The organism is Achromobacter sp. GD03932 (assembly GCF_029839485.1).
GTDB classification, from domain to species: domain Bacteria; phylum Pseudomonadota; class Gammaproteobacteria; order Burkholderiales; family Burkholderiaceae_B; genus Achromobacter; species Achromobacter bronchisepticus_A.
Genome location: NZ_JAOCAT010000022.1, coordinates 50865 through 70485 on the forward strand (window position 1 = coordinate 50865; position 19621 = coordinate 70485).

A 19621-nucleotide genomic window follows, 5' to 3' on the forward strand; every position below is an offset into this window, starting at 1 on the left:
TCGCGTTCAAAAAAACGACAGGTTGCCGACAGCTTTTATTTCTAGTCTTGCGGTCGCGCTTCCCCAGCCGGAGGCGCGCTTACACATAACAACGACTAGCCGGAGATAACCCTCATGCTTCTGACCCTGCTTGGCTTCGGCATGGTGATCACGTTCATGACGCTGATCATGACCAAGCGCCTGTCGCCGTTGGTGGCGCTGATCCTTGTCCCCATTATTTTCGCCCTGCTGGGCGGGTTCGGCTCCGGCATCGACAAGATGATGCTGGACGGCATCCGCAAGATTGCGCCCACCGGCGTGATGCTGATGTTCGCCATTCTCTACTTCGGGGTCATGATCGACGCCGGCCTGTTCGACCCCATCGTCGGCCGCATCCTGCGCGCGGTGAAGGGCGATCCGCTGAAGATCGTGGTGGGCACGACCGTGCTGGCGCTGGTGATCTCGCTGGACGGCGACGGTTCGACCACCTACATGATCGTGGTGGCGTCGATGCTGCCGCTGTATCGCCGCCTGAAGATGAACGCGCTGTCCATGACCTGTCTGGCGATGCTGGCCAGCGGCGTCATGAACCTGACGCCCTGGGGCGGCCCGACGGCGCGCGCCGCAAGCGCCTTGCACGTGGACGCGGGCGACATCTTCGTGCCGCTGGTGCCGGTGATGGGCGTGGCCATTGTCGCCATCCTGATCCTGGCGTTCTGCCTGGGCCTGCGCGAACGCCGCCGCCTGGGCGTGCTGTCGCTGCCGGACGGCGCTTCGCTGCACGCCGGCTATGACGAGGACGGCCCCAAGAACCTGCCCGAGATCGAGGTCGACCAGGACCTGCGCCGCCCCAAGCTGCTGTGGGTGAACGCCGGATTGACGCTGGCGCTGATGGTGAGCCTGGTGATGGGCGTGCTGCCGCTGCCGGTGCTGTTCATGATCGCCTTCGCCATTGCGCTGGTCATCAACTATCCGGACCTGGCCGAACAGCGCCGCCGCGTTGCGCAGCACGCGGGCAATGTGCTGTCGGTGGTGTCGCTGATTTTCGCGGCCGGGATCTTCACCGGCATCCTGTCTGGCACGGGCATGGTCGAGGCCATGTCGCGCAGCCTGCTGGCGGTGATCCCGGACGCCATGGGTCCGTACCTGGCGGGCATTACCGCGCTGGTGAGCCTGCCCTTTACCTTCTTCATGTCCAACGACGCCTTCTACTTCGGCGTGCTGCCGATCCTGAGCGAAGCGGCCCAGGGTTACGGCATTTCGCCGGTCGAGATGGCGCGCGCCTCGTTGATCGGCCAGCCCGTGCACCTGCTGAGCCCGCTGGTGCCGTCGACCTACCTGCTGGTCGGCCTGGCCGGCGTGGACTTCGGCGACCACCAGCGCTATTCGCTCAAGTGGGCCACGATGGTCTGCCTGGTGATGCTGGCCGCGGCGCTGGCGTTCGGCCTGTTCCCGCTGGTCGGCCAGATGGGCTGAGCGGCGGCGCGATACCGTCTTTTCAAAAGGGGAAGTACATGGCTTTGCGCATTGCTTACGTCACCAGCGGTATGGGCCACACGGGCACCGCGATCTGCCAGGCGCTGCACAACGCGGGACATCGCGTGGTGGCAGGCTGCGGGCCGCGCTCCTCGCGCAAGGACCACTGGCTGAAGGAACAGAAATCCCTGGGCTACGATTTCGTCGCCTCCGAGGGCGACGCCACCGATTGGGCCTCGACCGAGGCGGCCTTCGCCAAGGTGCGGCGCGAGGTCGGCGAGATCGACGTGCTGGTGAACAATGCCGGCGCCATGCTGGACATGCGCTTTCGCCAGATGAGCCAGGCGGACTGGTCGGCGGTGCTGCGCAGCAATCTGGACACGCTGTTCAACACCACCAAGCAGGTCGTCGACAGCATGGCCGACCGCGGCTGGGGCCGCATCATCAACATCGGCTCCGTGGCCGCGGAGAAAGGCCAGATCGGACAGATCAACTACGCCACCGCCAAGGGCGCGGTGATCGGCTTCACCCGTTCGCTGGCGCAGGAAGTCGCGGCGCGCGGCGTGACCGTCAACCTGGCGTCGCCGGGCTTCATCGCCGACGACACCGTGAAGGCCTTTCCGCCGGCCCTGCTGGACCGTATCGTCGAAAGCGTGCCGGTGGGCCGGCTGGGTACCGCCAAGGATCTGGCGGGGCTGTGCGCCTGGCTGGCGTCGGATGAGGCGGCGTTCGTGACGGGGGCTAACTATGCGATCAATGGCGGCGTGTATATGAGTTGAGGGCAGGGCTGCTAGGCCGCCTTGCGTTTACACGTCGATCTGGTCGAAATGCACCCCCAAGGCGGTCGCGAGGCGCTCACGGGTGCTGCGCCTGGGGTTCGCATTCGCGGATTCCATTGCCGCATAGCTGGGCTGACGTATGCCCAGGCGCGCCGCCATGTCGACTTGGGTTATCCCCAGATATTCGCGCCAGGCGCGCACGATGCTCCAGCCGTTGCTGGTCATGAGCGTGACGACCTCATGTGGAATCGTACCGTCTGCGGGAATGCGCGGCGGCCGGCGGGCAATGGCTGCCGGTGCACCCGTCAAGGCGAGATACTCCGAATAGGGCAAGACAACGAATGCGGGCTTGCCGTCCGATTCAAGTATGGTGGGATGCAGGCGCATGGGGCGTTTTTGTGCTCAGCTCAATAGGTATGGTCGTCGCGCCGTTTCACTTCCTGGATCTCGATGATACGGACGACCGCGGCAACGTCGAATAGCACCCGATACTGGCCTATACGTAGACGAAACCCAAACTGGTGATTGGTCAGTGCTTTGACATTGCGCGACGCGGGAAACAGCTCCAGTTCAGCGACCTCCTCAACGATTCGACTTCGATCGACGGGAGAGATTTTCCTTAACTGCTTGACCGCTGTTTTGGTCCAGTTGATCGAGAACATTCGGCGTTCGCATACGGTTATAGCTTAAGCTATATAGCTTTTCAAGCCTTCCCATTGCTTTGCAAGAAGAAATGATCAGGCGCCCTCCACCTTCTAAGATTTTTGAGGAGGGCCGATCAAGATCTTGACGTTACTTCAGGACGAACTCCGATTCATTGCTGTACTCAATTCGCCAGCTTCACCGCCCCGCTGTCGATCAGCTTCTGCCACTTGGCGCTATCCGCCTGGATGAACGACTGCAATTCATCCCGCGAGCCGCCGCCGGCGATCATGCCGGCGTTGTCCAGGGCGGCCTTGAACTCCGGCGTGGCCACGGCGGCGCGCAGCGCGGCGTTGACCTGATCGAGCTGCGCGGCCGGGATGTCCTTGCTGGCCGCGACCGAGAACCATTGGGTGGCGGCATAGCCTTTGAAGCCGGACTCTTCCACCGTGGGCACGCCGGGCAGGCTGTCCAGGCGGTAGGGCGTGGTGACGGCGTAGGCTTTCAGCGTGCCGGCCTTGATCTGCGGCATGACCGGGGCCGAGCCCAGGATCGCCAGGGGGATCTGGCCACCGGCCACGTCGGCCACCGCCTGGCCGCCGCCCTTGTAGGGCACGTGCACGATACGGGTGCCGGCGTACTGGTTGAGCAGTTCGCCCGCCAGGTTCTGCGAGGTGCCGTTGCCTGAGCTGCCGTAGCTCCAGGCCTCGGGCCGCTGGCGGGCGTCCGCCAGCACGTCCTGCAAGGATGCCCGGGCGTCCTTGGCGGGGCCGACGATGACCATGGGACCCTGAGCCATCAGGATGACGGGCGCCAGCTCGCGGCCGATCTCGGGCTGGGGCGTGGGGTAGATCAGCGGGCCGGGCACGGTCAGCAAGTAACCGTCGCTGGCCTTGCTGCGCGCCACCAGCTGCAGGGCGATGGCGCCCGCCGCGCCGGGGCGGTTTTCCACGATGACGTTCAGGCCGCTGCGCCGCGCCAGTTCCTGGGCGGCGATGCGGGTCAGCACGTCGGCGGTGCCGCCCGGCACGAAGCCGATCACCCAGGTGATCTGCTTGCCAGGCCATTCCAGCTTGGTGTCTGCCGCGCTGGCGGTGGCGGTTAGCGCGGCGCCCAGCAGCAGCGCGCAGCAGCGGATAGCGAATTTCATGTTTTCCCCTTTGTGTTTTTTGCCCGGACCGCCGCGCGTCTCAGCTCGGGTCCGGCTTGCCGGGCGGCGTATTCGGATGCGCGGCGCAAGACTGGTTGAAGGACTGCACCATTTTCAGGATCGGACCCAGCACCCAGGTGTTGAAGATGAGGATGTCGCTTTCTTCCTTGGGGTCCTGCTTCAGGTTGAACAGGTACGGCGACTCCAGTTTGCCCTTGCCTTCGTTGACCTCGGGCTCCCAGTAGAAGTGCAGCTTCCAGTCGCGCCATTTGACCGCGCGCAGGTCGTTCTTGATGTAGAACAGGAAGCCCTCGCGCGGCGAGGCGGGGCTGGCGCCGGTGAAGAAATCGGTCTGGTCTATGCCGTCGATGGGCCGGTCTTGCGGAATGGACGCGCCGCCGATGCGCGACAGCGTGGTGTACAGGTCGGTGACGTGGACGATCTCGTTGGAGACCTGGCCGGGCTGGACCCGGCCGGGCCAGCGGATCATGAAGGGCACGCGCAGGCTGCCTTCCATGGCGGTGTGGTAGGTACCGGTCCAGGGGCCGGCGGTGCCGCGGTAGGGCTTGCGAAATTCCGGACCGTTGTCGCTGCAGAAAATGAACACGGTGTCGTCGCGCAGATTCAGCTCGTCCACCGCCTGCACGATCTGGCCGACGCGGTGGTCCATTTCCACCATGGCGTCGGCGAAGTCGCCGGCGCCGGTGCGGCCCGCGAAGTCCGGGTGCGGCAGGGTGGGGAAGTGCAGGTGCACCAGCGGCAGGTATAGGAAGAAGGGGCGGCTGGCCTCGGCATGCTTGCGCATGAAGCCGATGGACCGGTCGACCAGTTCGGCGTCGATGCCGCGGCGCGTCTCCAGGTCGTAGACCTTGATGTTTTCCGAAGGCGAGCCGGCCTGGCCCTGCATGATGTGCGGGATGTCGGCGACCGAGGGGTCGAAGCCGATGGACGAGGTGAACTGGCTTTCGTCCGTGGTGCGCGGGATGCCGTACCACTCGTCGAAGCCGCGGTCGGACGGATAGCGGCCGGGGATGTCGCCCAGGTGCCATTTGCCGTAGTGCGCGGTGGCGTAGCCCTGGCCCGACAGTTGCTGGGCCAGCGTGATTTCATCGCGCGCCAGGCCTTGCGGCAGGCCGGGAGGCACCGATTGCAAACAACCGGTGCGGATGGGATGCCGGCCGCTCATGAGCGCCGAGCGCGTAGGCACGCAGTCGCTTTCCACGTTGAAGTTCTGCAGCAGCAGCCCTTCCGAGGCCAGCCGGTCGATGTTGGGGGTGGGCGCGCCGCGCAGCGCGCCGCCGCCGTAGCAGCCCAATTCGCCCCATCCCAGGTTGTCGGCCACGATCAATACGATATTGGGCTGCTTGTCCACGCGCTGCGTCTCCTGTCTGCGGGTTTATCCAGGGATTCTAGGAGCGCGGGCCCGGCTTAATATTCCTGAAGCTGAGTCTATGCATAACTATTGATTATGAATCTGTCCTTGCGCGACATCGAGTATTTCCTGGCCGTGGTGGAACACGGCAACCTGGACCGCGCCGCAGCCGCCTGCGGCGTCAGTCAGCCGGCGCTGTCCAAGTCTTTGCAGCGGCTGGAAGCCGACACGGGACTGGCGCTGCTGGACCGCGGCGGGCGCGGCTTGCGCCTGACCTCGGCGGGCCTGGCGTTTCGCGAGCATGCGCAGCGGCTGTGGGCGGAATACCGTGACGCCGTGCGCAACGCGATGGAGCTGCGCCTGGGCGAGGCCGGACTGCTGCGCATTGGCGCCACCGGCGCTACCGTGGACAGCGTGGTGATGCCGGCGTTGCGCCGCCTGTTGCCGCGCCGGCCCGCGCTGCGGGTGCAGTTGACGCAAGGCCAGTCGGACGATCTCAACGAGCAGGTGGCGGGCGGCAAGCTGGACCTTGCGGTGACGCCGATCTACGCCGACGTGCCGGGTTCGCTGCACCAGGAATCGATCCGCGAGGACGGCCTGTGCGTCGCCGCCAGCCGCAAGCATCCGCTGGCGTCGCGGCGCAAGCTGGCGTTGCGCGACCTGGAAGGTCAACGCTGGATCCTGCCCATGCAGGGATCGGTGGCGCGTCAGGCGCTGCAGGCCCGCTATGCCGAGGCGGGCCTGGCGCAGCCCGCGGCGGCGCTGGAAGTCCAGCACTTCTCGGGCGGCGCGCTGGCCTTGCTGGCAGGCTCGGACTTGTTGGCGCTGATGCCGCACAGCGCGCTGGCGCCGGACATTGCGGAGTTGCCGGTGGCGCTGGGCCGTCCTTTGCGGCGCAGCATGGCACTGGTCACGCGCCACGGCGCCACCTGGTCGCCGCTGATGCAGGAGTTCCGCGCCGTGGTGCTGGAGGCCGCGGGCCAAGATGCCTAGCGCTCCGACTCCCTCCGCCCGCGCGCGGCGCTAGCGGAACGCTGTCCAGGCCAGGGTCAGCGAGAACAATCCCAGGATGACGGAAGCCCCGCGCTGCGCCCGCGCCGGATCGATCCAGCGTGTTTTCGCGCCACCCAGCGACGCGCCGAACGCCACCCAGGCCAGGCCTATCGGCACCAGCAGCGCGGTGAACAGCGCCATGGCTGCAAGGTAGGCGGGCAGGCTCCAGAACGCCGCCGGCGGAAAAACCGCGCTGGCAAAGAGGATGCCCTTGGGATTGAGCAGGGTGGCCGTGAACAGCGTGCGCATGCCGATGACCTGCCGAGCCACCGTCGGCACGGCGCGGGCGGCGCGCCACATGCGCACGGCCAGGCAGGCGATGTAGATGCTGCTGGCGGCGCGCACGCAAGCCGGCAGCCACGGCAGGGATTTCGCCGCCTGCTCAAGAAAGCGGCCCCAGAGCGAGATCGACACGATGTAGCCGGCCAGCTCGGCCATCGTCAGCCGCGCCGCGCGCGCGAAACCCAGGCGCAGGCCGGCTGCGGCCAGCAAGGTATTGGTCGGGCCTGGCATGGCCAGGATGACGGTGACTCCGACGGCGAATACTCCTGCGGTGGCAAGGCTAAGCATGGACGAAACAGGCGGCGTTGAACATGACGGCGGGTAGTGTAGCGGCGCGCGCCCTGCCAAGGGAAACGCCGGGCGGGCCTGGGCCGCTCCCAACGCTCAGGCAGTTCGCGGCAAGCCCCCGTAGGGCGCCCACCCTGATCCGGCGATGACGCCGCCGTCGCAAGGGATGGTGGCGCCGGTGATGACCGCGGCCGCGGGCGACAGCAGGAAGAACACGACGTCTGCTATCTCGCGCGGCTGCATCAGGCGGCCTAGCGGCGTGGCGTTCAGGATCGGCGTCATGTCCCGCTCCCCCTGCCGCTCCTTGGGTTTCAGGAAGGGCGTGTCGGTCCAGCCGGGCGCGATGGCGTTGACGCGCAAGCCGCGGCGCGCCCAGTGCACCGCGAGGGCTTCGGTCAGATTGACCACGGCGGCCTTGGCCGGACCGTAGGCCAGCACCGGGCCGGGGCGGAACGACAGCACGGACGCCACGTTGACGACCGCCCCGCGTCCGCGTTCGGCCATCGCGCTGCCGAATACGCGGCAGGCGATATAGGTGCCTTTCAGATGGGAATCCACCACACGGGCCCAGGCCTCCACCGGATAGTCTTCGATGGCGGTTGGAACCTGGGCGATACCGGCGCAGTTCACCAGTCCGTTGACCGTAGGCAAGAGGGCGGCAAGCCGTTCCTGAGTGGCCCGCAGTCCGGCCTCGTCCAGCACGTCGCCCGGGGCGGCCACCGCGCGCGGTCCCAGTTCCCGCGCCAGCGTGTGCGCGGCTTCCTGGTTGAGGTCAAGGATTGCGGCGTAGCCGCCTGCCTCGATCACGCGCCTGCATACCGCCGCGCCGATGCCGCTGGCGCCGCCCGTGACGATGACCGACAGGGTCGAGTCCGATATTGCGTGGTCCATCAGCGTCCCCAGCGCGCCTTCAGGCGCTGTTCAAACATGCGCAGCGCAACGTCGATGCAGATGCCGACGATGCCGATGGCGATCATGCCGGCCATGACGATATTGGTGGCGACGTTGAGCTGCCCCTGGACCATCATGTAGCCGATGCCGTTGCCCACCACGATCAGTTCCGCGCCCACCAGCGATTGCCAGCCGATGCCGGCGCTGACGCGCAGGCCGGCCAGGATGGATGGCAACGAGGCCGGCAGCAGCACTTCGGCCACGATGCGCGGGCCGCTGGCGCCCAGCGTGCGCGAGGCTTCCAGCAGCCGCGTGTCGACGAACTTGGCGCCGCGATAGGCGCTGATCAGGCAGGGCGGAAAGGCGCCGGCGAAGATGATCAGGGTGGGTCCGCCGATGCCGGTGCCGAACCACAGGCCGGCGAACGGCACCCAGGCGATGGGCGCCACGAAGCGCAACGCATCGAAGAACGGACTGACCACGTCGTCCAGCCAGCGGTACCAGCCCATCAGCAGGCCCAGCGGTATGCCTACCGCCGCGGCCAGCAGGAAGCCGCAGGCGAAGCGGTAGAGGCTGGCGCCCAGGTGCGTCCAGAGCGTGGCGCCGGAATAGGGTTCGCTGCTGTACTGCGCGATGGTCTGCAGCACGGTCAGCGGGCCAGGCAGGTAATTGGGCGGGAAAACGCCTGCCACGCTCAGCAGGTGCCAGGCCAGGAAGAAGCCGGCCAGCCCCAGGCAGGACAAGCCGAAGGTGAAGGCGGGCGGGTCGCCCGAGGTGCGTGTCAGCGTAGCCATGGCAAGGCCCTCTTTTCGATCCATTCCAGTCCGCGCGTCATCACCGCGCCCAGCAGGCCTACCCAGACCATGGCGTACAGGATCATGCCGGGCCGGATGTCCAGCGCCGCGGTGTCCAGCACCTTGCCCAGGCCGATGAAGGCGCCGATGAGTTCCGCCGCCACCAGCGTCATCCACGCGGTCTGCAGCGACAGCCGCAGGCCGGTGAAGATCATGGGCATGGAACCGGGTATCAGGACCTCGCGCAGCATGCGGACCGGATTGCCCGCGCCGTGCACGCGCGCGGCCTCGATCAGCGTGGGGTCGATGTTGCGCACGCCTGCGTAGGTGTTGATGACGGCAGGCGTGAAAGAAGACACCCAGATCAGGAAGATCTTCGCCGGATCCCCCAGGCCCAGCCAAAGGATGGCCAGCGGAATCCAGGCCAGCGGCGGAATCGGACGCAGCAGCGAGAATACCGGCCCGACCAGGGCGTCGATGCGCTTGCTGAAACCCATCAGCAGGCCCAGCGGGACGCCGGTGCCGATCGCGACCAGAAATCCCAGGAATACCAGGCGCAGGCTGTGGCCGATGTGCTGGAACAGCGTGCCGCCGGCGTAGCCCGAGTCGCGCGAGAGCTGCACCGCGGCCTGCCAGGTGGTGAGCGGGGTGGGAAAGCGCGCGCCATTGACCAGGCCCAGCGCCGACACGATCCACCAGGCGGCAAAGGCGATGGCGACGGCGGCCACGCCCACGGTGACGCGGCGGCGTGATGCGCGCGGCCGCCGCGCGGGCAGGGTTGCGATGTGCTCACTCATGGCCGGACCCCGCGGCCTCGCGGTCCAGGTGGGCCACGTCTTCGAGCAGCAGCAGCATGGCGGTGCAGTCCTGCTCCTGCCGTCCCCACGACTTGGCAAGCGCGAACATCTCGCGGGCGTAGCCGCCCAGGCCCAGCGGCGCGCCCACCGACGCCGCCAGGTTCATGGCCAGGTTGATGTCCTTGTAGCCCATGCGCATGGGGAAGTCGGGGCTGATGTCGCCCGCCAGTACCTTGCCGGGGAAATTGGTCAGGAGCTGCCCGCGCCCCGCAGTGGTGTTGGACAGCACCTTGACGACGGTGGCGCGGTCCAGTCCGAGCTTGGCGGCGAACATCAGCGCTTCGCCCGTCAGCACCATGCCAACCATGGACATGTAGTTGTTGACCAGCTTGAGCCGGATGCCCGAACCGAAAGCGCCCACATGCACGATTTCGTTGGCCATGGCGGCGAAGATGGGCGCGGCCTGGTCGAAGTCGGCCTGCGCGCCGCCGGCCATGATCAAGGCCTTGCCCTGCGCCGCCTCGCGCGGCGTGCGGCCCACGGGCGCATCCATGCAACGCAGGCCCAGGGCCGCGAGATCGGCGGCGATGCGGTCGGTCTCGACCGCGTCGCCGGTGCTCATTTCGATGACCAGGGCGCCCGGGTTCAAGCCCGCCGCCGCGCCGTCGGCGCCGAACAAGGCGTCGCGGACCTGGGCCGAGGTGGGCAGCATGGTGATCGCCACGTCGCAGCCGCGCGCGGCGTCCAAGGGCGTGGCGGCCCGCCGGAAGCCGGTGTCGGCCAGGCGCTCCATGGCTGCGGGAACGACGTCGTAGCCTGATACTGCATACCCCTGCGCGGCCAGGTTGCGCAGCATCGCGCTCCCCATGACGCCCAGGCCCAGGAATGCAATGCGGGGTGATTCGATGTGTTCCATGGGGCTTGCTCCGTTGTGGTCAGCTGCCTAGCCGCGCACTGGTGCTGCTGCGCGGCGGCGCGGTAGTGTCGCGGACGATCAATTCCAGTTCGATGCAGACATTCTCGGGCGGCGTGTTGGCGTCGGCTGCCAGCAGAATGTTGGCGGCGCGCTGGCCCAGCTCGAAGGCCGGCACGTTCAGGGTGGTGATGCCGGGCCGGCAATGAGCGGCCATTTCGATGTTGTCGAAGCCCGTGATCGAGATCTGCTCGGGCACGCGCAGGTTTTGCCACAGGCATTCCTGCAGCGCGCCATAGGCCAGGATGTCGTTGCCGCACATGACCGCAGTGGGCGGCTCGGGCAGGCGCAGCAGGGTGGCCATGGCGCGGCGGGCTTCGGGCACGGTGTAGGGCTTTTCGATGACGTACTGCGGCGGCAGTTCGATGCCGCGGCGCGTCAGGGCGCGTGTGAAGCCGGCCACGCGGTCGGCGGCGCGGTCGTTGTCCTTGGATATGCCGGCAATCACGCCGAGGCGGCGGTGGCCGATGTCCAGCAGGTAGTCGGCGATGCGTTGCGCCGCCGCGGCGTTGTCCCAGCCCACCATGGGCCAGGGATCGGCGGCGTCGTAATGGCAGGTGGTGACGAAGGGGATGCCCTTGGAGTGCAGCAGTTCGTAGAGTTCCGGGTCGCGGCTGCGGCCGACCAGCATCATGGCGTCCACGCCGCGCTCGATCAGCGCGCGCACTTCGCCCGCTTCGCGCGCCGGGCTGTAGTTGGTGCTGGCCAGCAGCAGCTGATAGCCGTGTTCGTGGATCGCCTGCTGCATGCCGTCAACCAGCTTGGCGAACAGGGCGCTGTCCACCGTGGGGATGATGGCGCCCATGGTCCGGGTCTTGCGGGAAGCGAGCGAACGGGCTGCGCCGTGCGGTACGTAGCCAGCCTCGGCCAGCAGGGCCATGGCGCGCGCGCGCAGGTCGGGCCGCACTTTTTCCGGGTGGTTCAACACCCGCGACAACGTTGCCGACGAGATGCCGCCAGCGACGGCGATGGACTTCAGGGTGTCCCCGGATAGGGGCGCGGATTTTCGCTTCATTTTTTGAAAGCGCTTTCAGAAATTTGATGGTGTGAATATACAGTTATTGAAACGCTACGGTCTATCTCTAGGGTTTTCTCGGGGTTGAACGGGATTCTTGCGCGCTTATTCTTTGTATGCGCTTTCAAAAAACCGAGCCCGGACGCAGATCCGGGCCTGCTATCCGGGGAATGTCGCGGCAGCTCGCGCATGCAGACCGGAATCCACTATCGGAGACTAAGCATGTCGAGAATCCCCCGCATCCTGGGTCTGTGCCTGGCGCCGCTGGGCGCCTTGTTGTTGAGCCCGTCCGCGTCGGCCCAGACGCCGACTCCCATCAAGGTCAGCTACCAGATTGCCTATTGGGCGCTGCCGATCTACATCGCCACGGAAAAGAACTGGTGGGCGGAAGCCGGCCTGAAGCCGGAGTTCGTGGTGTATCCGGCGGGGGCGCAGCAGATTGCCGGCGCCGCGTCCAAGTCCTGGGACGTGGGCGGAACGGGATCTCCGCCCGCGGTGCTGGGCGCGCAGCGCTACGGCATCGTGACGCTCGGCGTCACCAATGACGAATCGACCGCCAACGGCGTGATGGCGCGCAAGGAAAACGCCGCCGCCGTGCGCAGCAACGCGGCCAAGGAAGTGAAGGGCAAACAGATCCTCCTCAGTCCGAACTCGACGGGCGAATACGCCACCATGGCCTGCCTGAAGAAATGGGGCATGCAGCGCAGCGACGTCAGCGTGGTGACGCTGGCCCCGGCGCAACTGGTGTCCGCCTACACCGGAGGTAACGGCATGCTGGCCGGCACCTGGGCGCCCAATTTCTACACGCTCAACGAACAGATCGGCGCGGAAGTCGTGTGCAGCGGCAAGGACGCGGGCGTGATGATTCCAGGCGCGCTGGTGGCGCGCGGCGAATTCGCCCAGCAGAATCCGGACGCGGTCGCCAAGTTCCTGGCGGTATACCTGCGGGCCGTCAGCTTCGAAAAGAACAACAAGGCGGAAGCCATGGGCTACCTGCGCAAGCTGTTCCAGGCCAACGGCATCAAGCTCAACGACGGCTACCTGGGGCAGGAGCTGGAACGGCCGATCTTCACGCTGGATGAACAGCTCAAGCTGATGTCGCGCAGCGGCGGCAAGTCCACACTGGACAACGCCTACGAGGCTCTGTCTGGCTACTTGAAGAGCGTGGGCACGCTCACCGAGGTGCCGGATCCCAAGGCCTACATCACGGACGACTACATGAAGCGAGTCGAGCAGACGCCGGCGCTCAAGACCTTCGCCAACAAGACCAACTGAGCTTCATCCATTCTTCCGCGAGGCCATACCATGGCAGTAAGCAAGCTCAAATCCGCGTCCAGGCAGCCCCAGGGCAATGAGGCCGCCGCGCGCGAGGTCGCAGCCGAGATGCTGGCGAACATCAAGTCGGGCGGCGAGGCCGCGGTGCGCGACTACGCCCGGCGGCTGGATAAATGGGAGGGGGAAATTCTGGTCGGCCCCGCAGAGATGGAGCGGCGCACCGCGGGCATTCCCGACGGCATCAAGCGCGACATCGAGTTCGCCGCCGGCCAGGTGCGCAAGTTCGCGCAGGCGCAGATGGCTTCGGTGCGCGAGTTCGAATTGGAGCTCGCGCCCGGCCTGGTCGCGGGCCAACGCCTGATACCGGTCAATGTGGCGGGCTGCTATGTGCCCACCGGGCGCTACGCGCACATCGCCTCGGCCTACATGAGCATCGCCACGGCCAAGGCGGCGGGCGTGCCCATGGTCATCGCCTGCTCCACGCCCTACCGCGGCGAGGGCATACATCCGCAGGTGCTGTACGCCATGAAGGTGGCGGGCGTGGACGCCGTGATGACGTTGGGGGGCGTGCAAGCGATCGCCGCCATGGCCTACGGCCTGTTCACCGGCAAGCCGGCCGACATCATCGTCGGACCGGGCAACAAGTTCGTGGCCGAGGCCAAGCGCATGCTGTTCGGCAGCGTGGGCATCGACGTATTCGCCGGGCCTTCGGAGGTCTGCATCATCGCTGACGCGTCGGCGGACCCGGCGATTGTGGCCTCGGACCTTGTTGGGCAGGCCGAGCATGGGCACGAATCGCCGGCCTGGCTGATCGCCACCGACCGCAAGTTGGCCGAAGCCGTGCTCAAGCGGGTGCCCGAACTGATCGCGTCCCTGCCGCCTACCGCAAGGGACGCGGCCGGCGCCGCCTGGCGCGACTACGGCGAGGTGGTGCTGTGCGATACGCGCGACGAGGCGGTCGAGGTCTCCGACCGCTATGCCAGCGAACACCTGGAGGTCCATTGCGAGGACCTGGACTGGTGGTTCCGGCATCTGACCTGCTATGGCTCGCTGTTCCTGGGCGAGGAAACCACGGTGGCGTTCGGCGACAAGGCCAGCGGCACCAACCACATCCTGCCCACCAAGGGCGCGGCGCGCTATTCGGGCGGCCTTTCGGTGCACAAGTTCATCAAGACCGTCACCTGGCAGCGCATGACGCGCCAGGCCAGCCGCGACACCGCCCAGGTGACGGCGCGGATCTCGCGCCTGGAAGGCATGGAGGCGCATGCGCGCACAGCGGACGACCGCCTGGCCAAGTACTTTCCCAAAGAGTCCTTCGAACTTGGCGAACCGGTGCGGGAGTGAAGCCATCATGCAGAACGACATGTTCCGCCTGTTCGACCTGGACGGCCGAGTTGCGCTGGTAAGCGGCGGCAGTTCCGGCATAGGCAAGGCCATCGGCCTGGCGCTGGCGCGGGCCGGCGCCAGCGTGGTGCTGGTGGCGCGGCGCGAGCAGGAGCTGGCTTGCGCCGCGGGTGAATTCGAAGCGCAAGGCCTGCGGGCGCGCGCCTTGTCCTGCGATCTGGCTGACCGCGATGCGTTGCGCGGCTTTGCCGCCCGCGCGGCCCAACCGTTCGGCGCGCCCGACATCCTGGTAAATGCCTCGGGCATCAACGTGCGCAAGCCCTTCGAGGACACGGCCGACGAGGACTGGGACCGCTCGCTGGCGATCAACCTGACCGCGCCGTTCCTGCTGACCCGCGCGCTGGCGCCGGCCATGCGCGAACGCGGCTGGGGCCGCATCGTCAATATCACCTCGCTGCAGTGCGTGCGCGCCTTTCCCGACAGCGCGCCCTATGGCGCGTCCAAGGGCGGCCTGATGCAGCTGACCCGCGCCATCGCCGAGTACTGGTCGCGCCACGGAATTACCTGCAACGCGATCGCGCCGGGCTTCTTCGAGACGCCGCTGACCGCGCCCGTGATGAGCGACCCGGCCCGGGTGCAGGCCCTGGCGGCCAGCACCATGATCGGTCGCAACGGCCGGCTGGAGGACCTGTACGGCGCGGCCGTGTTCCTGGCGAGCGAGGCGTCGGCCTACATCACCGGGCAGACCCTGTTCATAGACGGCGGCTTTTCGGCTCGCTGATCGGCATCTCCGTGGAGTCCCGCCATGAAAGCCCTTGTCTACACCGCGCCCGGCCAGCTGACTTACCGCGATGAACCCGACCCCGCGCCAGCGGACGGTGATGCGCTGCTGCGCATCGAGGCCGTGGGCATCTGCGGCTCGGACATGCACGCCTACCATGGGCATGATCCGCGCCGCAATCCGCCGCTGATCCTGGGCCACGAGTTCGTCGGCACGCTGGTGGGCGGCAGCCGCGCGGGCCAGCGGGTCACCGGCAATCCGCTGATCCACTGCGGCCAGTGCGATTTCTGCGTGCAGGGCCGCAACAATCTTTGCCGCAACCGCGGCATGGTGGGCATGACGCGTCCCGGCGCGTTCGCCGAGTTCATGGCCATACCGGAGCGTTGCCTGATTCCCGTGCCGCAGGACATGCCGGCCGCCGCGGCCGCGCTGACCGAGCCCGCGGCCACGGCCTTGCACGGCTTGGCGCTGGCGCAGCGGGCGCTGTTCCGGCCGCTGGCCGAAGCCCGCGCGCTGGTCGTGGGCGGCGGCGCCATCGGCCTCCTGACGGCGCTGCTGCTGCGCAGCCAGGGCTGCCGCGTCAGCCTGGCAGAGACCAATCCGTTGCGGCGCGCCTCGGCGCAGCGGCATGCGGGCTGCATGGCCTTCGATCCGCGCGAGGCTGCGCCCGAACCGGGCGCGTACGAATTGGTGGTGGACGCGGTGGGCGGCAAGCTTACGCGCGCCGCGGCGCTGGCCGCGGTGCAGCCAGGCGGCGTCATGCTGCACATCGGCCTGCAGGACTGGGCCAGCGAGATCGACATGCGGCGCCTGACGCTGGACGAGATCACCCTCATTGGCGCCTATACGTACACCAGCGCCGACCTGCGCGCGACAGTAGAGGCGCTGCATCGCGGCGCTTTCGGCGACCTGTCCTGGATCGAGGAGCGTGAGCTGGGTGCGGGCGCGCGGGCTTTCTCCGACCTCGATGGCGGACGCGCGGCGTCGGCAAAGATCGTGCTGAGGACGCATTGACATGGCCCGCCATCCTCTTTCCCCGCCCGCCGTCGGCGGCGTTCCGGCCGCCCTGGCCCTGCTCGACCGGAGCGCCGCCATGACCGTCGCCAGGCCACCCGCCCCTCCGCCCGCGCCGGTGCGCCGGCGCCTGTCCCTGCGCTGGCTGGTCAGCGGCGCGTCGGTCACGGCGCTGTTCCTGGCCTGGTACCTGGCCACGGGGCCGTTGGAGTTGTTGAGCCCGGTACAGCTGCCGTCGCCCGCCGACGCCTGGGACGCCCTGCTGGAGATCGCTGGGGAAGGCTATGCCGACGGTACGTTGTTGCAGCACATCGCGGCCAGCACCGGACTGGTGCTGTACGGGTTTGCAGCGGCGGCGTTGACGGGGGTGCCGCTGGGCATCCTGATGGGGCAGAACCGGCTGGTCGAGGCCTACGTCAATCCGGTGTTCCAGATTGTCCGGCCGATCGCGCCCATCGCCTGGATTCCGCTGACCATCCTGTGGTTCGGGCTGGGCACCAGCGCCAAGGTCTTCGTCATCTGGCTGGCAGCCTTCGCGCCGACCGTGATCAATACCTACACCGGCGTGCGCAACATCGACGACACGCTGCTCCAGGCGGCGCGCGTCAATGGCGCGGCGGGCCGCCTGATGCTGCTGGACGTCATTGTTCCAGGCGCGCTGCCCGCCATCTTCACGGGCCTGAGGACCTCGCTGCAGGCCTGCTGGATGGTGCTGGTGGCGGCCGAGCTGGTTGGCTCTTTCGTCGGCCTGGGCCATGTGCTGATCATCGCCACCCGCGACCTGAACTCGGGAATGATAGTGGTGGCCATGGCCGCCGTGGCCAGCATGGGCATGCTGATGTCGGCCCTGCTGGCGCAGGTCGAACGCAAGGTGATGCCATGGAAAGCCTGAGCCGCGCCGGCCCGTCCCGCGCGCGCGCCCTCGTGTCGCGCCGCGTGCTGGAACGCTGGCTGATGCCGGCGCTGGGCATCGCCACCCTGTTCGGCAGTTGGGCATTGCTGTCCGGGCTGGGCCTGGTGTCCCCGGCCTTCCTGCCTGGACCGTTGACGGTGCTGCGCAGCATGGCCGAGCACACGCACGAACCTTATGCGGGCTCGGTGCTGCAGATGCATCTGCTGGCCAGCCTGGAGAAATTCCTGATCAGCTTCTCCATCGCGGTCCTGCTTGGTGTCCCGCTGGGCTTGTTCATGGGGCGTTTCAAGGCGCTGGATTGGGCGGTGGCGCCGGTGTTCGAAGCCTTCCGCTTCATTCCCCCGATCGCCTGGGTGCCGTTCGCGATCTTCTGGTTCGGCACCGGATTCCTGTCGCCCACGCTGGTGATATTCGCCGGCGCCTTCGCGCCCTGTGTACTGAACGCCTATCGCGGCGCCAGGCAGATCGACCGCGCCTTGATCGAGGCCGGCCAGATGCTGGGGGCGGGGCGCTGGACGACGCTGACGGAAATCCTGCTGCCGGCCGCATTGGCGCACATCGTCGCTGGCATCCGCGTCGGCGCGGGGTTCGGCTGGCAGTCCTTGATCGGCGCGGAACTGATCGTGGGTTCGACCGGGCTGGGCTACATGATCGTGCAGGGCGGCAGCAATCTGGAGCCCGCCATCGTGATCAGCGGAATGATCACCATCGGCCTGATAGGCGCAGGCATCGACTACGGCATGCGCGCCTTGCAGCGCAGGGTGCAGCGCGACTGGTCGCGCTGACCCCGGGAACAAAGGAGGGAGTACAGGCAGGCAGTGCAGGCAGCGTCATTTCATACTGGAGAGAGACAGATGAAACACTACAAAGGCCTCAAGGCCTTGGCAGCGCTCGTGATCGGGTGCTGGCTGGGGGGACCCGGACAGGCGGCGGCCCAGGCCGCGCCGGCGGGAGATGAACTGTTCACCATCCGCATCGGGCAGCAGCCGCAGCGGTGGGCGCTGGAGTGGTACATCGCCAGCGAGAAGGGGTGGTGGAAGGAGGTGGGCCTGAAGCCGGAGATCTCGACCTTCGCTTCCGGCGCGGTCGAAATCGCGGCGGGCGCGTCCGGATCATGGGACGTGGGCGGGGCGGGCAATATTCCGTCGCTGCTGGGCGCGTCGAAGTATGGCTTGCAGACCATAGGCATCGCCGACGGCGAGGCCGCCATCATCACGCTGATGGCCACCAAGGACCGGGCGGACGAGTATCTCAAGAACCCGGCGCTGCTCAAGGGTAAGACCATTCCCGTCACCAGCAACTCCACGGGCCAGTGGGGCGCCACGGAATGCCTGTCGCAGAAGTTCGGCCTCAAGCCCGACGACTACCGTTTCGTGAACCTGTCGCCGCCCGACATCAATGCCGCGGTAATGAGCGGCAAGTACGACATTTCCTCGGTGTGGGCTCCCAATACCTACATCCTGGAAGAGGCCATAGGCGCAAAGGTGATCTGCACCGGCGCCGAGCTGAAGATGCCTATCCACAGCTACCTGTTCACGACGCCGGACTTCGCCAAGAAGCATCCCGACAAGGTCGCCCGCTTCCTGGCGGTCTACCTGCGCGCGGTGGCCTGGCAGCGCGCGCATCCCGAGGAGGCCCAGGCGTATCTGAAGGCCTTCTTCGGCAGCGTGGGCGTGAAGTTCCCCGACAAGTACCTGGCGCAGGAATTGCGCGACCGTCCGGCTTTCGACCTGGCGGAGCAGACCAAGTTGTTTGCGCCGGGCCCGGGCGGCTCCTCGGAGATCGTGGGCTGGTGGAACAGCGTGGGGGAATTCATGGTGTCCGTGGGCGTGGTCAAGAAGATCCCCGATCCCAAGACCATGGTCACGGGCAAGTATCTGCAGATGATCCAGGACGATCCCAAGCTCAGGGCCTTCGTCGCCGATGTCGCCAGGTAAGCCGGCGGCCGCGGCTCTCAACAAAGGAACGCAAGCATGAGTCAGATTACTTTCGAGCGGGTGCAGCGCACGTTCAGCCGGGGTGGGGAAAGCTTCCTGGCCCTGGATGACGTGAGTTTCGAGGTGGGCGAGAGGGAGTTCGTTTCCATCGTCGGGCCGTCCGGCTGCGGCAAGACCACGCTGATGCGCATGGCGGCCGGCCTGGAGTTTCCCTCGGCCGGCAGCGTGCGGGTGGGTGGCAAGGAAGTCGAGGAACCGGGACCGGACCGCGCCGTCGTGTTCCAGCAGTTTGCACTGTTTCCCTGGAAGACCGTGACCGAGAACATTGGCTTCGGCTTGAAGTGCAAGGGCGCCTCGCGCGAGGCGCGGGCGCGGACCGTGGCGCGCTACATCGAACTGATGGGCCTGGCGGGCTACGAGCAGGCCTATCCGCACCAGCTGTCCGGCGGGATGCAGCAGCGCGTGGCCATCGCCCGCAGCTACGCGCTGGATCCCGACGTGCTGCTGATGGACGAGCCCTTCGGCGCGCTGGACGCCCAGACCCGCGTGGTGATGCAGGAAGAACTGGTCAAGCTGTCCCGCCTCAATCCGCGCACCGTGCTGTTCATTACCCACAGCGTGGAAGAAGCGGTGTATCTGTCCGACCGCGTGGTGGTGCTGACCGGCCGCCCGGGACAGATCAAGGAAATCATCAACGTGGCCGACGTGCGCAAGCGCGAGGACTGGGACAGCATGGAGCGGATCGAGGACGTGATGGACATGGAGGCATTCGTGCACCTGCGCACGCACATCTGGAAGTTGCTGCGCGCGCAGGAAACCGAACCGCTGGATGCCGCCCTGGCCGCGGCTCACTGAAGGGAAGCGTA

At 67.1% G+C, this 19621-nt stretch carries 21 protein-coding genes; 11 read left to right on the forward strand and 10 right to left on the reverse strand.

The features are described 5' to 3' along the window. Positions 1-114 precede the first annotated feature (114 nt). Positions 115-1455 (forward strand): CitMHS family transporter, encoded by a 1341-nt coding sequence (locus N5C88_RS20370; RefSeq protein ID WP_059375112.1) that lies wholly within the window; start codon positions 115-117, stop codon positions 1453-1455. Between the two features lie 38 nt (positions 1456-1493). After that, the gene (locus tag N5C88_RS20375; protein WP_054450373.1) at positions 1494-2234 is read left to right on the forward strand and encodes an SDR family oxidoreductase; all 741 of its coding nucleotides are present in this window, start codon (positions 1494-1496) and stop codon (positions 2232-2234) included. A 27-nt stretch (positions 2235-2261) separates the two neighbouring features. On the opposite strand, the gene N5C88_RS20380 is transcribed toward N5C88_RS20375, so the two are convergent. From N5C88_RS20380 to N5C88_RS20395, 4 genes are all read right to left on the reverse strand, one after another. Further along, on the reverse strand, positions 2262-2621 hold the full coding sequence (locus N5C88_RS20380; RefSeq protein ID WP_059375110.1) for a helix-turn-helix transcriptional regulator: 360 nt from the start codon (positions 2619-2621) through the stop codon (positions 2262-2264). Positions 2622-2641: 20 nt separating this feature from the next. Further along, positions 2642-2896: a type II toxin-antitoxin system RelE/ParE family toxin gene (locus tag N5C88_RS20385; protein ID WP_059375107.1), complete on the reverse strand. Its 255-nt coding sequence runs from the start codon at positions 2894-2896 to the stop codon at positions 2642-2644. A 164-nt stretch (positions 2897-3060) separates the two neighbouring features. Next, a complete protein-coding gene (locus N5C88_RS20390) occupies positions 3061-4026 on the reverse strand; it encodes a tripartite tricarboxylate transporter substrate binding protein (RefSeq protein WP_118931805.1) in 966 nt (321 codons plus the stop codon). Between the two features lie 40 nt (positions 4027-4066). Further along, on the reverse strand, positions 4067-5398 hold the full coding sequence (locus tag N5C88_RS20395) for an arylsulfatase (protein WP_280016111.1): 1332 nt from the start codon (positions 5396-5398) through the stop codon (positions 4067-4069). Between the two features lie 96 nt (positions 5399-5494). Between N5C88_RS20395 and N5C88_RS20400 the strand changes: the two genes are divergently transcribed. Beyond that, positions 5495-6391, forward strand: coding sequence for a LysR family transcriptional regulator (locus N5C88_RS20400; protein WP_059375100.1), 897 nt, complete (start codon positions 5495-5497; stop codon positions 6389-6391). A 30-nt stretch (positions 6392-6421) separates the two neighbouring features. Here N5C88_RS20400 and N5C88_RS20405 read toward each other — a convergent pair whose 3' ends face one another. The 6 genes from N5C88_RS20405 to N5C88_RS20430 form a co-directional block, all read right to left on the reverse strand. Continuing rightward, positions 6422-7021, reverse strand: coding sequence for a LysE family transporter (locus N5C88_RS20405; RefSeq protein WP_251877528.1), 600 nt, complete (start codon positions 7019-7021; stop codon positions 6422-6424). A gap of 96 nt (positions 7022-7117) precedes the next feature. Further along, positions 7118-7912, reverse strand: a complete 795-nt coding sequence (locus N5C88_RS20410; protein ID WP_280016112.1) for an SDR family NAD(P)-dependent oxidoreductase — start codon at positions 7910-7912, stop codon at positions 7118-7120. Further along, the gene (locus N5C88_RS20415) at positions 7912-8706 is read right to left on the reverse strand and encodes an ABC transporter permease (protein ID WP_059375092.1); all 795 of its coding nucleotides are present in this window, start codon (positions 8704-8706) and stop codon (positions 7912-7914) included. The genes N5C88_RS20410 and N5C88_RS20415 overlap by 1 nt, the downstream gene beginning before the upstream one ends. After that, positions 8694-9503 (reverse strand): ABC transporter permease, encoded by an 810-nt coding sequence (locus N5C88_RS20420; RefSeq protein ID WP_059375089.1) that lies wholly within the window; start codon positions 9501-9503, stop codon positions 8694-8696. The genes N5C88_RS20415 and N5C88_RS20420 overlap by 13 nt, the downstream gene beginning before the upstream one ends. After that, positions 9496-10419 (reverse strand): NAD(P)-binding domain-containing protein, encoded by a 924-nt coding sequence (locus N5C88_RS20425; RefSeq protein WP_059375085.1) that lies wholly within the window; start codon positions 10417-10419, stop codon positions 9496-9498. The genes N5C88_RS20420 and N5C88_RS20425 overlap by 8 nt, the downstream gene beginning before the upstream one ends. Before the next feature lie 19 nt (positions 10420-10438). Beyond that, the gene (locus tag N5C88_RS20430) at positions 10439-11491 is read right to left on the reverse strand and encodes a substrate-binding domain-containing protein (RefSeq protein ID WP_059375082.1); all 1053 of its coding nucleotides are present in this window, start codon (positions 11489-11491) and stop codon (positions 10439-10441) included. A gap of 222 nt (positions 11492-11713) precedes the next feature. Here N5C88_RS20430 and N5C88_RS20435 point away from each other — a divergent pair, with 222 nt between their 5' ends. The 8 genes from N5C88_RS20435 to N5C88_RS20470 all read left to right on the forward strand — a co-directional run bounded on the left by N5C88_RS20435 (position 11714) and on the right by N5C88_RS20470 (position 19610). Next, positions 11714-12766: an ABC transporter substrate-binding protein gene (locus N5C88_RS20435; RefSeq protein ID WP_280016113.1), complete on the forward strand. Its 1053-nt coding sequence runs from the start codon at positions 11714-11716 to the stop codon at positions 12764-12766. A gap of 30 nt (positions 12767-12796) precedes the next feature. Then, positions 12797-14110, forward strand: coding sequence for a histidinol dehydrogenase (hisD, locus tag N5C88_RS20440; RefSeq protein ID WP_280016114.1), 1314 nt, complete (start codon positions 12797-12799; stop codon positions 14108-14110). A 7-nt stretch (positions 14111-14117) separates the two neighbouring features. Continuing rightward, positions 14118-14891, forward strand: a complete 774-nt coding sequence (locus tag N5C88_RS20445) for an SDR family oxidoreductase (RefSeq protein WP_059375074.1) — start codon at positions 14118-14120, stop codon at positions 14889-14891. 24 nt (positions 14892-14915) lie between these two features. Beyond that, positions 14916-15905, forward strand: a complete 990-nt coding sequence (locus tag N5C88_RS20450; protein ID WP_251877518.1) for an alcohol dehydrogenase catalytic domain-containing protein — start codon at positions 14916-14918, stop codon at positions 15903-15905. Position 15906: 1 nt separating this feature from the next. Further along, on the forward strand, positions 15907-16797 hold the full coding sequence (locus N5C88_RS20455; protein ID WP_251877516.1) for an ABC transporter permease: 891 nt from the start codon (positions 15907-15909) through the stop codon (positions 16795-16797). Continuing rightward, complete coding sequence (locus tag N5C88_RS20460) at positions 16785-17603, forward strand: ABC transporter permease (RefSeq protein WP_118931813.1); 819 nt, start codon at positions 16785-16787, stop codon at positions 17601-17603. The genes N5C88_RS20455 and N5C88_RS20460 overlap by 13 nt, the downstream gene beginning before the upstream one ends. A gap of 69 nt (positions 17604-17672) precedes the next feature. Continuing rightward, positions 17673-18755 (forward strand): ABC transporter substrate-binding protein, encoded by a 1083-nt coding sequence (locus N5C88_RS20465; RefSeq protein ID WP_251877514.1) that lies wholly within the window; start codon positions 17673-17675, stop codon positions 18753-18755. A 36-nt stretch (positions 18756-18791) separates the two neighbouring features. Beyond that, the gene (locus N5C88_RS20470) at positions 18792-19610 is read left to right on the forward strand and encodes an ABC transporter ATP-binding protein (protein WP_054450398.1); all 819 of its coding nucleotides are present in this window, start codon (positions 18792-18794) and stop codon (positions 19608-19610) included. The last annotated feature ends 11 nt before the right edge of the window (positions 19611-19621 follow it).